Genomic DNA, 12,282 nt, shown 5'->3' on the forward strand with positions numbered 1-12,282 from the left:
TCTATAGTTTAGAATATTAAATTTGTGGCTTTGGTAAAATACGGATAAATTTAAGAATTTGACCTGTTACTTCTATACCAATCAGATATTTGTCCACAGTAAATCTGTAGAAAATAGCGCTGGTTCCAAGTTGTCTTAATTCTGGTAGTTCTTGTAAGTAATTTATTTGACTGAATTTGAGAAAAACAAAATCATATATTTTTTGGTAGGCGGCAGTTTCTAAAGTTTTTAGGTCTTGGACAAAAGACCGAGCATAACGCACTTCTAGGTTCACAATAATATTATTTTTTCTATATCTTAATTTATTATTATTGGTTATTTTTAGTTTGACTATCTTCTCGGTCAAAATACAATATTTGTATGGCTTCTTCTTTGGTTAATATATCTCCTGGTTTATGAGTTGTTTTAGATTGTTGAATAGCTTGTAGCATTAAGCTATCATAATAAAGTGTTTGTAAATATTCCCAACCTCTTTCTAGGTCTAGATCAGACATTCTACTTATTAGAGAGTACAACTTACTTTTAAGAAAGTTAATTCTTTTTGAATTTACCATATATTTATCCTGATTTAATCCGGTTCCATTTTACTCAAAAATTGAGATTTTTCGGGGATGGAATAATTTTTTTTGGCTTTAGTTACTGAAGTCTTGTAAGTAATTTATTTGACTGAATTTGAGAAAAACAAAATCATATATTTTTTGGTAGGCGGCAGTTTCTAAAGTTTTTAGGTCTTGGACAAAAGACCGAGCATAACGCACTTCTAGGTTCACAATAATATTATTTTTTCTATATCTTAATTTATTATTATTGGTTATTTTTAGTTTGACTATCTTCTCGGTCAAAATACAATATTTGTATGGCTTCTTCTTTGGTTAATATATCTCCTGGTTTATGAGTTGTTTTAGATTGTTGAATAGCTTGTAGCATTAAGCTATCATAATAAAGTGTTTGTAAATATTCCCAACCTCTTTCTAGGTCTAGATCAGACATTCTACTTATTAGAGAGTACAACTTACTTTTAAGAAAGTTAATTCTTTTTGAATTTACCATATATTTATCCTGATTTAATCCGGTTCCATTTTACTCAAAAATTGAGATTTTTCGGGGATGGAATAATTTTTTTTGGCTTTAGTTACTGAAGTTCCGTTGGAATCGTGGGTCAAAGTTATGTTTCTTTTTTTGATTACATTTACTACAGAGGGTTTGTAGGTTACTAATATCATTACTACCACCACTAGCTAGGGGAATAATATGGTCTATAGTAAGTTGTGTTTTTCTAGTAGTTTTACCACAACTTTTACCATGGTAGCGGTCGCGCTCGAATACATATTTTCTGACTGCTAAAGGAATGTTTATTCGGGGAGTTTTGCTCATAATTTATTTCTGATTAAATCTCTAATTTTTGTTAATTCAGCATGATTATATCACCAGTTAATAGTTGATTAAAATACTAACATTATCCCTGCCCTCGTTTGTGCAGCATGATAAACGGAAAGTCAGAAATAGGAAGTCACCAAGTCAGAAGTTTTTCCCCGTGATAATTTCGGTAATAAAATCTCTATTTCTAGACGGATAAATAGGGTAACGCAACCCCCGCTATAAATTTTATTTTAACGGTTGAAAATTAGTGGTAAGTAACAATCTCCCACTAATTTTAACTTCTGACTTTCGCTCCGAATGCTGCGCAAACACACTTCTGATTTCTGACTTCTTGAATTTACTATGGATATTCAGTTATAATAAATCTTGAAGCATAATATTTTATCGATCAAATAATGCTAGCAAAAGATACTTACAAGAATACAGTTAAAATGCTTTAAATGCTTGAATTAAAGATGGGTTGACTATTCTAGTGCCGCTACGCGGAAGTCAAAATTCAAAATTCAAAATTCAAAAGTATTGATTGGTAAGGCTTTTAGGATTTTTTAACTGGTCAGTTATTTCCGCCATCCTGCACTAATCGCTTCTGATTTTCTACAATATTGAAGCTCCGGATGTCTTGACTGCGCTATTGGCAGATTTTTCTAGATAACTAAAACCTTATTCTTTCTTGAATTAGTTCATAAATCAGATGAAATTTGCAACCACTATAACAATTTTATTTGAATTTTGAAATATCCTAGACTTTTAGATAATAATACGAATTTTATAAATCTTAGCTACAAATAGCTAGTTTATTTCTTAGGAGTCAGGTAGGGAAGCTGTCGGATTAGCAACGTACAGAATGAATAGCTTCAATATCATTTATTAGGTCTTCAACAATTAATAATTAATAATTAATAGACTTGTCGCGAAATAAAACCTTAAAGTTAAATGGAAAATTCTAACTCTAGACCATCATAATCATCATAAAATAGTTGATTTTTTATACTATTCGTAATATTTACTTTTCTAATAATTTAAATTATTTACTGGGTATAGCAGTCGAAACAAAGGTTAGGAAATTTATAAAGGCTCAAACTCAGTCAGGGATTATACCAATTTGGAAAAAGAATTTTACGAATTAATTTGGGCAATTAAAAGACTTTATTAAAGATGTCTCTTGGACTAAAAAGATAAATTCCGACCTGATAAATGGTATCAAAGCTATTTACTCTGACTCGGTCCTTCCCCTCCTGGGAGGGGTTAGGGGTGGGTTGACTCCTAAGAAATAACCTATTGATTTGTAGTAAATATTTATCAAACTGGTATTACTTTTAACTTTTGACTTTTGACTTTTGCCTTGCGCGGAGCGCTATAACTGTAGGATGCCTCAACAACACACCCTACATTTTTCTGAAATAAAGCTACCCCTAACTATTCAAATTCATCTGCTGTCTTAAATCATCAAGTGGGGATACTTCTTCACTCTCCAATAATTTCTCATTTTCATCACTTACTACATCCAAATTATCCTCACCTTTCCCAAAATTAAACCCAGAAATAATCGGTAATTGCCGCTCATTCAATAACATCGTCCGTAAACAACTATTAATACTAGAAACCACCTGATTATAAACCCCAATTTTCTCCTCAACTTCAGTTTGTAAACGTAAATTTCGTTGAATTTTATCCCCAGCTTCCGTCTCCAAACTTTGCTCTAAATACTCTCGCGCTTGATTATATTGCTGCATAATATCTTCCCCTTGTTTTTCAGCCATCGGTAATAAATTAGTCTTCAAAGTTTGATTGACAGTTTGTCGAAAAGTTTGCCGAATAGTCTTGGAAACTTTTGGCTCAAAATCTAACTTCAATAATTGTCTAATTGCTGGTTCCGCTTCTACCATACTGCTACAGTCAAAACTTTGAGAAGTTTGTAATAAAGTCTGCCGAAACTGATAGATAGAAAAAGTTCCTTCATCATAAAAACGCGGACTTTCTCGCACAAATCTGTCACATTCTATTCGCGCTGCACTTATTAATGCCGTGCTAACTGTTTTTTCTACTTCCTTTAAATGTTTTTCAATTCCTCCATCATTGCCTAACAAACGATAGAGTTGTCGATAATATTCTGACTTACGAACTCGATCAATTAAACTTTGGAAAAATCCAGTTATTACTAACTGAGTAGAGTCAACTAAAATATCCTCTAATTGATTCGCTAAATAATAAAGAGCTTCGACTAAAACTGCTAATAAAGGAGCCGTTGCATTCTGGGGATGATTAATAGTTGCTCGACTATAAGCAGCTTCTACAGAAAAAGTATCTAACAGTTCATCTAAACGACGAATCATTCGAGATTGGAGTTGATTAAAATCTGCTTCAAAACCATCACATTTATTTGTGACTAGCAAATTTACTTCCTCAGAAATATGTTGACTAAATCCTTCACCCACCTCCTGGAGTTGAGAATTTAATAATGATAATTCCTGAGCTTTCATCGCCTCTATTTCTTGAGGTTGACTTGCCAAGTATCGTTGAGTTGCTAAATAATTTTTCTGTAATTGTATACAGATATTTTGTAAGTCATCTGCCAAATTTGCAAATAATTGCGGGCGTTTTTCCTCCTTCAGATAGCGAGTAATTCCATCCCGAAATTCTTCTACTCCACTATCAATAATTAATTGTTCGATTAACGGTTTTCCCCACTCCTCCAAAATCCTGACATAATTTTCATTAGGTGACTCAAAACCATTAATACTTACCCGAAAATTACTAGGAAGTTTGCGAGAAGTTCCACAATAATTATTAAAAGCATAGACAAATTGTGGCGTTTCCTCCTCTCCATCCAAACCTTTAACACTATTAACAAATATACTATCCAAACCAAAGCGATCGCTCCGACTTGTCTCTTGAATTAAACTGCCATAAAAACCTAACAATCCACTAGTTTTATAAATCTTTTCCGTATCTCGAAAATCAGAAATAATCAAATTTTCTAATCGCTGCCTAAGTTGAGAATTGTACCAAGTTTCATCTATACGATTAAAGACATAAAAAACCCGGTCTCTAATACCAGGATTTTCTCGCATTTTTTCCAATAATTCTGTTTCCTCAGTTGTCATATCTCCCGCAGCAGCAGATTTTAAAACACAAACAACTGCCGAAGTTTCTGGGTTCTCTATTTTGTCATAAGTAACTTGAGCATCCTTTTCTACAGGAGCATCAATTCCTGGAGTATCAATAATTATATTTCCGTCTTCTAATAAAGGATGATGACAATAATATTCCACCTTCTTCAACACAGCACTATTCATTCCTCGTCGCGCATAACTTGCTGCTTCTTTCAAGTTAGAAAAGTTAAACTGCTCCATAGAATAAATAGCATTTTCAGCAGGATGAATACATTCTTTATTCGCCTCAAAACCATCTACTAATAATTTCAATGCTTTTGCTTGTTTAGCCCGCTCCGATTTATTTTCCCCACCTTCATTTTTAATAATTGCGTCGCATTGTTCCCGAATAATTTCGATTACTTCTGGTTGTTGAATTTTAGCACTGGGGTCTAAACCTAATTCCTTTCGTAAAATTGCTACTTGTTCTTGAATTTCTGCCCCGCTTAAAAATGTTAAAACTACTCTTTCTTTTTCAGGTTCGGCATATTCAATATAACATTCTGTTCCTGTAGCGTGTCCCTCTGCACTATAAAGTAATTCTCGCCCTAATAAAGCATTAATTAACATTGACTTACCCGCACTAAAAGCTCCCGCAAATACTATTTCAAATTTGGGAGAAATTACTTTATTTAAAGAAGCACGAACTGCTGTTGTATCTTGTTGTCTAAGAGTGGGTTCTTGATGCAATAATTTCAGTAAATTTTCTACCTGATTTTGTAAGTCTTGACATTGGGTGGGAATTATATTCATTTCTATTTTATGGTGTGAGTAAATGTCTGTTATTTTATTATTAATTATTTGTTGATGCACAACAATAGTATTTTCACCGATTAATATTTCACTTGAATCAGGACAAGACTGTAATTTTAGGGAGAAATTAAAAAAAAATCATTAGACTTCTCCGAAAAAGAATAGACTTTTTGCAGAAGTAGCCAACAAAGAAGAAAATTTCTGAAAAAAGGCACAAAAAATTCTTTGCATCTGTAATTTCTACTTCTATGTCTGTGAGTAATTGTCAAACCAATTTAAAAAAAGAATGATATAAAAAGGTGCATCTCAATTGGAGATACTTAAAAAGAGTTTCTCTAATTCATTTTAGATAGTTATATAGCAACGAACAAGTTGCTTAGGACTTATGTTGATGATGAGCTTCAGACAGGGAAATTTTTTTCTCCTGTTCCTAGTTAACTGTTCCCTGTTCCCTGCTATATTTATTGTTTTTACTTTTTTGATTCAATACTTCTTTCTTCTTCCAAATTCTGTCTTCCCTCTGACTTACGAAAATTCCATACAACTACCATTCTTAAACAATTAATAATTACCTCCTGTTTGACCTAACCATAAAAAATCACTGTAATTTTGATTGAATACTTATTAGAAAAAGGGAATAGCATCTCGTCCAGTATTAATATTTCTTTGAAATATCTTGGTATTTCAAAAAGATAATTGTCAGTCTATATCTTAATCGCTATGGCTATTTTTTTAAGTAGTAGAGAAATAAAAGATTGAAAAAATTAGTTAATTATTGCTGTAAGAATAGCTTGATACTGACACAAAATATGACTTATTAACAAGCTAAAACTCTGTTATATTTGATAGAGGAGTTGCAAGTATTATGGCATCCATGAAAATCAAAATGTACGACCTAGTAGGAGCAGAAGATAACAGAGCTTTTAGCCCTTACTGCTGGAGAATTCGTATGGCTCTAGCCCATAAACAACTAGAAGTACAAAGAATTCCTTGGCACTTCACAGAAAAAGAAGCGATCGCTTTCTCAGGTCAAGAAAAAGTACCTGTAATTGTTGATGGAAATCAAGTAGTTTTTGACTCTTGGAATATTGCTAATTATTTAGAGGAAACTTATCCAAACCAACCTTCTTTATTCGGCTGTTCTCAAGCAAAATCCCAAGTTTTATTTATCAAAAATTGGGATGAAAAAGTATTGATTCCAGCCTTACTACCAATGCTCATCTACAATGTATTTGAACATATAGATGCCAAAGACAAAACTTATTTTAGAGAAACTCGCGAACAAAAATTAGGCAAACCACTAGAAGAATTTAAAGATGTAAAACAATCTCAAATTGATAATTTTAGAACCATCCTCTCTCCTTTAAGAGAAACTTTAAATCAACAGCCTTTCTTAGCAGGAGAAAAACCAAACTTTGCCGATTACATTATATTTGCTAGGTTTCAATTTGCTCGTTCTATTTCCCCCATTAAATTCCTAGAAACCAACGACCCTGTTAATATGTGGCGGGAAAAAATGCTCGATTTATTTAACAGTCTGGCACGTCAAAGTCTTGGTTATAATTAGCTAGTACAGGATGGCAGAAATAACTTACCAGTTACAAAATCCTAAAACAATTACAAATCAAAAATGATTGACTGTCTTGAGTGTGTCTTACATTCTGAGGAAACCTCATAATTATATCAAATTGACAAATTTTTGCTACAAATATCTAGAGTATTTCTTAGGAGTCAGGAGTCGTATGGGAATAGCTTTAATACCATTTTTTAGGGCGTAAATTATCTTTTTTTCTCAAAGAGACATCTCCTGTAAATTATTTTTATCGCTCTTACTATTCGTAACATTCTTTTTTCAAATTGGTATTACACACTCGCTTTTAACTTTTGACTTTTAACTTCCGTGTAGTGGCACTAGCTATCAGCTATTAGTTATCAGCTATCAGCCTAAAAATTTACGCATATAATTAGGTATCTGTTTGCCAAGCATTCCGGAACAGAAAAGCTTGGATTTAAATCCCCAACCTATATTAAATAGCTTAATTTTAGGAAAGGTTTAAATCCCCTTCTAAAAAGCTGATTGCTGAAGTGCTGAAGTGCTGAATGCTTTCTAATAGTAAACTCAATAAAAATTGGAGCTTTTTTAAACTATGACTATCGACTTATATTACTGGCCAACTCCTAATGGCTGGAAAGTTTCTATCATGTTAGAAGAAACAGAAACTCCCTATAACTTAATTCCAGTTAATATTACCGCCGGAGACCAATTTCAGCCAGAATATCTGAAAATTAGCCCTAACAATAAAATGCCAGCCATTGTTGACCCCAATGGACCCAATGGCAACCCTATTTCTATCTTCGAGTCAGGAGCTATTTTGCTTTATTTAGCTGAAAAAACAAGTAGCTTTATTCCTGAAAACCCAAGCGATCGCTACACAGTAATTCAGTGGCTAATGTTTCAAATGGGAGGTCTTGGCCCAATGTTAGGGCAAGCTCATCATTTTCGTCAATATGCACCCGAAAAAATTCCCTATGCAATTGAAAGATACACCAATGAAGCATCACGTTTATATGGAGTATTAAATGGAAACCCTATTTAAAGTCCCTACAGATTATTTCGTTTACGGTTTGTTTGGGAGCAAGTAATGAAAGGGGTATTCATAATTCTGATGTTGATTACGGTTAGTCCAAATATCTTAATTCTGATGCTGATTCACCAACGCCAAAACAAATAAGCCGAAAAATCCAGACCTCCATCAACATAGATGCGTTTTCTCAAAGGTTGTCTGAATTCTTTTCCAAAACTTCCCTCCGCTGCAAAAAAAAATCATCCTCAATAATAGAAATATTGCCCGATCGCTCCCTATGAGTATAGGTAATCAAAATATTGAACCTTGTCATTTTCTGAAGCTCAAAAAAATTAGAGGATCATGAGGTTGCATCCCCTCAAAAACCGCGATAGGATATACATGTTGGGAGTTGTTCGCCCCTACACATGACTTTTTATTCAACTAAAAAAAGTGAAACAGATTTTTATTTGCTCTCAAAAATGCCTCCTGACCAAAAAATAAGGTCTCAAGCCTCCCCTTTCAATGGGATGAAAAAAAATCAAGTTCAATATTTCAATTCCGATGCTTTCCTGTGGAATGCTGCGCAAACAGGCAGAGGTACTGATAACTGATAACTGATAACTGAAATGACCCTGAATCAGCAGATAAAGCGCAGGACTCCTTCTTGAGTTTAAATTGCACTTTTTCATTTTCTGAAGCTAAAAAAATTAGAGGATAATGAGGTTGCATCTTCTCAAAAATCGTGATCAGGTATATAAAGTTTTAGTTACTCGTCCCTATGTATGATTTTTTATTCAACTACGACCCATAAAATATAAATTATAAATTATATATGTAAGGTTAGAACATATCAAAAGCTCAAAACTCAGACAAAGCAAGCTTATTCCTTCGCACAGCTAAAACTCAAATCAAACAGGCAAATCCTTCCTCGGCTTAAACTTCTCAACCTCCCGTAACTTCTGATAAATATCCAACTCCTCCTGACTAGGGTTCCTCGGAGTCACAATCTTAATCTCCACCAACTGGTCCCCACGCTCACCCCTCCCATCAGGATACCCCTTACTCGCAAGCCGTAAACGTTGACCAGAAAAAACCCCTGCCGGCAACTTCATCTTCACCCAACCATCCAAAGTAGGCACCTCAATATCCCCACCCAAAACAGCCTCCACAGGAGTAATAGGCAACTCACAAAAAATATCCGGTCCATCCAACTGATAAAAATCATGAGGAGCGATCGTAATCTTCAAATACAAATCTCCCCCACCAATACCCTGATTTTTCAGACGAATTTTTTGACCACTAACCATAGCCATCGGCATATTCACCTCTATCGAACGCCCATCCTCCAAACGGATTTTTTCAACCCCTCCCACATAAGCCTTTTCCAAAGGTAAAGTTAATCTAGCCTCAATATCCTTTTTTACTTCCCGCTCTGTTGCCTTATAAGTATTCTTTTTCTGACCAGAACGATAAACATTAGAAGTCTGAGTTTTTGGAATTGTCGATTCAACTGGAGTTCTAACTTCACGGCGACGACCTAATAGTTGGTCTACAAAAGTATTAAAATCTGAAAAGTCACTAACATCTGAATTTTTTTCATTTTTTCGCCCATTTTCATCACGATTATCCCAATTCCTAAAATCAGGAACTCGTATCCCTACCCTACCCCCAATTCCTTTAGGTTTCCAATATCGAATAAACTTATCGTATTCTGTTCGTTTTTCTATATCTGATAAAATATCATAAGCTTCATTAATATCTTTAAATTTTTCTTCTGACTCTTTATCACCAGGATTTACATCTGGATGAAACTGTCGTGCCAGTCTCCTATATGCTTTCTTAATTTCATCCACCGAAGCATCTTTAGAAACATCTAAAATCTGATAATAATTCCGAAAATTTTGCATCTGCTAACTTAAACTTATAAGTTTTAACTATAAATATTTTCTATAACTTTTTGAGGAAAAACGGTAGAATACTTAAGACTTCTTACCTTCTCACTTTTCGAGAAAAATAATAAAAAGTCACTAATTTACTTAGGAAATTCTCCAATATTCATAACTCATTCACGACAATAAATTCACTTTTAATTTTAACTATATCTTGCAACTAAGCAAGAAACTATCTCCCGTAAAATCTAAAATAGTTACAACCAATCATCATCATCATTCCAATCATCACTCTGATAATAACGATTAGGTCTATTTGGTCTGTTATAACTGACTCTATCCGAAGACCTACGATCTATCCTATTATCATAATCATAGCGTTCCTTGCCCTTGCGGTCCTCTCCAGAAATACTCCGACGCACAGACCCAAAGAAATCATCATCCTCAGATTCAGAAGTATAAATTGAAACTTCACGATTCAAATCGTACAGAGCATCCTGTAAATCAACTCCCACCTGATCGATACCCCGCTCATCATCCCTCTCCAGGCTATCCCTTAGTTCTCTAATCAACATCTCGATCCGTTGACGACTCCTAGCAGCAAATTGCATACCATAATCTAAGGCCACTTCCCGGAGTAGTCGTTCAGCTTGAAAGGCCAAAGCCTCTGCACGATTGCGCTTTTCTACTTGCTCCCTTCTTAGTCGGTCTGTCTCAGCAAAATTTTCAGCATCCCGAATCATCTGATTAATTTCTTGTTGAGTCAAAGTCGATGCCCCTTGAATCGTAATACTTTGAACCCTACCGGTAGTTTTGTCCATTGCAGTCACCTGCAAAATACCATTAGCATCAATATCAAAAGCCACTTGTACCTGTGGCACACCCCGTGGTGCAGGAGGAATACCCGTAAGCTTAAATTTCCCTAGAGACTTATTCTCCGCCGCAATTTCTCGTTCTCCCTGAATAACATGAATCTCAACAACAGTCTGGTTATTTTCTGAAGTAGAAAAGATATCAGAACGTCGCACCGGGATAGTAGTATTTCGGGGAATAAGTTTTTTCATCACCCCACCAATAGTTTCTAAGCCAAAAGATAATGGTGAAACATCCAACAGCAGAACATCTCGTACATCACCAGCTAAAATTCCGGCCTGAATAGCAGCTCCCACAGCCACAACTTCATCAGGATTAACCCCTTGATTTGGTTCTCTATCTATCAGAGAGTAAACTAAATCTTGGACAAAAGGAATCCGAGTTGAACCACCCACTAATACTACTTCATCAATCATAGAAGGACTAATACCCGCATCTTTTAATGCCATTTTCACAGGGCGTCCTATTCTGGGAATTAAATCCCCACAAAGTCCTTCAAATTGAGACCTAGTCAGCCTAGTTTCTAAATGTTTAGGGCCATCTTTTGTGGCTGTAATAAAGGGTAGGTTAATCTCAGTCACTCCAACCCCAGATAACTCTATTTTAGCTTTCTCCGCAGCCTCCATCAGCCGTTGTAATGCCTGGCGATCGCTCGTCCTTAAATCTATTCCCTCTGTCTCTAGAAATTGTTCTGCCAACCAATTTACTATTCGTTGGTCAAAGTCATTACCCCCTAGTTGGGTATCTCCACTCGTAGATTTAACTTCAAATACTCCATCTCCTACTTCTAGTATTGATACATCAAATGTACCTCCACCCAAGTCGAACACCAAAATTACCTGATTCTCTGTATTCTCTAATCCATAAGCCAAAGATGCAGCCGTTGGTTCATTCAGAATTCTTTTAACTTCTAAACCCGCAATCATCCCTGCATCACGAGTGGCCTGTCTTTGAGAATCATTAAAATAGGCTGGTACGGTAATTACTGCTCCTGTAACTTCTTCTCCCAGATAGCGACTTGCTTCATCTGCTAGCTTCCGCAAAATCATGGCTGAGACCTCTTCCGGAGCAAAATCTCGTTTCATCCGAGGACATTTGATTTTGACATTGCCATATTCATCCCGGCGAATTGTATAGGGAACCCGCTTTGACTCTGGAGATAATTCAGAGTATTTACGTCCAATGTATCGTTTGACCCCATAGAAAGTGTTCTGAGGGTTCAGAACAGTTTGTCTTCTGGCCATTTGTCCGACTATTCGTTCTCCTTCCTTAGTGAAGCCAACTACAGATGGAGTTGTCCGCATTCCTTCTGAATTAGCTATCACTATCGGTTTTCCGCCTTCCATGACGGAGACTACGGAGTTTGTTGTACCCAGGTCTATGCCGACTACTTTGCCCATGCCTTAGTTTTCTTTATTCTGTCCTTTTGTTGATTATTCTATCGTGTCAAATTTCTCAAGCTTTGAGGATAGCCTCACCCTCTGAAAAGAAGGCAGAAGGCCAGAAGCAATAGACAGGAATAATCAAATATATTTTTGCCTTCTGTCTGCTTATAGAGTTGAAAACAACTAAATTTATTTATGAATTATGGACTAAGGTTAATTTTTTTAGAGAAACAACTATGCTCAAGAATTCCTTGCTAAAACCCTCAAATTTATTGATTTTATA

Annotated in this window: 10 protein-coding genes; 2 read left to right on the forward strand and 8 right to left on the reverse strand. The window is 35.2% G+C overall.

All coding sequences use genetic code 11. The features are described 5' to 3' along the window. Window positions 1–16: 16 nt before the first annotated feature. The 6 genes from F6K18_RS13830 to F6K18_RS13855 all read right to left on the reverse strand — a co-directional run bounded on the left by F6K18_RS13830 (window position 17) and on the right by F6K18_RS13855 (window position 5,285). Complete coding sequence (locus F6K18_RS13830; RefSeq protein ID WP_287521588.1) at window positions 17–274, reverse strand: cytotoxic translational repressor of toxin-antitoxin stability system; 258 nt, start codon at window positions 272–274, stop codon at window positions 17–19. Between the two features lie 34 nt (window positions 275–308). Further along, window positions 309–554, reverse strand: a complete 246-nt coding sequence (locus tag F6K18_RS13835; RefSeq protein WP_287521590.1) for a hypothetical protein — start codon at window positions 552–554, stop codon at window positions 309–311. A gap of 78 nt (window positions 555–632) precedes the next feature. Beyond that, window positions 633–770, reverse strand: coding sequence for a hypothetical protein (locus tag F6K18_RS13840; RefSeq protein WP_287521591.1), 138 nt, complete (start codon window positions 768–770; stop codon window positions 633–635). 34 nt (window positions 771–804) lie between these two features. Further along, complete coding sequence (locus F6K18_RS13845) at window positions 805–1,050, reverse strand: hypothetical protein (protein WP_287521590.1); 246 nt, start codon at window positions 1,048–1,050, stop codon at window positions 805–807. 78 nt (window positions 1,051–1,128) lie between these two features. Beyond that, window positions 1,129–1,374, reverse strand: a complete 246-nt coding sequence (locus tag F6K18_RS13850; RefSeq protein WP_287521592.1) for an HNH endonuclease — start codon at window positions 1,372–1,374, stop codon at window positions 1,129–1,131. 1,418 nt (window positions 1,375–2,792) lie between these two features. Then, window positions 2,793–5,285 carry a dynamin-like GTPase family protein gene (locus tag F6K18_RS13855; RefSeq protein ID WP_287521594.1) on the reverse strand — a complete coding sequence of 831 codons (2,493 nt, stop codon included), beginning with the start codon at window positions 5,283–5,285 and terminating at the stop codon, window positions 2,793–2,795. An 865-nt stretch (window positions 5,286–6,150) separates the two neighbouring features. On the opposite strand from F6K18_RS13855, the gene F6K18_RS13860 reads away from it, so the two are divergent. Both F6K18_RS13860 and F6K18_RS13865 read left to right on the forward strand, forming a co-directional pair. Next, the gene (locus F6K18_RS13860) at window positions 6,151–6,852 is read left to right on the forward strand and encodes a glutathione S-transferase family protein (RefSeq protein WP_287521596.1); all 702 of its coding nucleotides are present in this window, start codon (window positions 6,151–6,153) and stop codon (window positions 6,850–6,852) included. Between the two features lie 580 nt (window positions 6,853–7,432). After that, window positions 7,433–7,882 (forward strand): glutathione S-transferase N-terminal domain-containing protein, encoded by a 450-nt coding sequence (locus tag F6K18_RS13865; protein WP_287521598.1) that lies wholly within the window; start codon window positions 7,433–7,435, stop codon window positions 7,880–7,882. Between the two features lie 878 nt (window positions 7,883–8,760). Here F6K18_RS13865 and F6K18_RS13870 read toward each other — a convergent pair. Together F6K18_RS13870 and dnaK are read right to left on the reverse strand one after the other, a co-directional pair. Continuing rightward, entirely contained in the window at window positions 8,761–9,759 is a 999-nt protein-coding gene (locus F6K18_RS13870; RefSeq protein WP_287521600.1) for a J domain-containing protein, read from the reverse strand. A 239-nt stretch (window positions 9,760–9,998) separates the two neighbouring features. After that, window positions 9,999–12,014 (reverse strand): molecular chaperone DnaK, encoded by a 2,016-nt coding sequence (gene dnaK / locus F6K18_RS13875; protein ID WP_287521602.1) that lies wholly within the window; start codon window positions 12,012–12,014, stop codon window positions 9,999–10,001. Between the last annotated feature and the right edge of the window lie 268 nt (window positions 12,015–12,282).

The organism is Okeania sp. SIO2C2 (genome assembly GCF_010692625.1).
In the GTDB taxonomy this organism is placed as follows: Bacteria; Cyanobacteriota; Cyanobacteriia; order Cyanobacteriales; family Microcoleaceae; genus Okeania; species Okeania hirsuta.

What these genes read in the sequence shown, in the direction of transcription:
- F6K18_RS13835 (WP_287521590.1), bottom strand. Translation starts at nt 554, where the DNA reads ATGGTAAATTCAAAAAGAATTAACTTTCTTAAAAGTAAGTTGTACTCT.
- F6K18_RS13845 (WP_287521590.1), bottom strand. Translation starts at nt 1,050, where the DNA reads ATGGTAAATTCAAAAAGAATTAACTTTCTTAAAAGTAAGTTGTACTCT.
- F6K18_RS13850 (WP_287521592.1), bottom strand. Translation starts at nt 1,374, where the DNA reads ATGAGCAAAACTCCCCGAATAAACATTCCTTTAGCAGTCAGAAAATAT.
- F6K18_RS13855 (WP_287521594.1), bottom strand. Translation starts at nt 5,285, where the DNA reads ATGAATATAATTCCCACCCAATGTCAAGACTTACAAAATCAGGTAGAA.
- F6K18_RS13860 (WP_287521596.1), top strand. Translation starts at nt 6,151, where the DNA reads ATGGCATCCATGAAAATCAAAATGTACGACCTAGTAGGAGCAGAAGAT.
- F6K18_RS13865 (WP_287521598.1), top strand. Translation starts at nt 7,433, where the DNA reads ATGACTATCGACTTATATTACTGGCCAACTCCTAATGGCTGGAAAGTT.
- F6K18_RS13870 (WP_287521600.1), bottom strand. Translation starts at nt 9,759, where the DNA reads ATGCAAAATTTTCGGAATTATTATCAGATTTTAGATGTTTCTAAAGAT.
- dnaK (WP_287521602.1), bottom strand. Translation starts at nt 12,014, where the DNA reads ATGGGCAAAGTAGTCGGCATAGACCTGGGTACAACAAACTCCGTAGTC.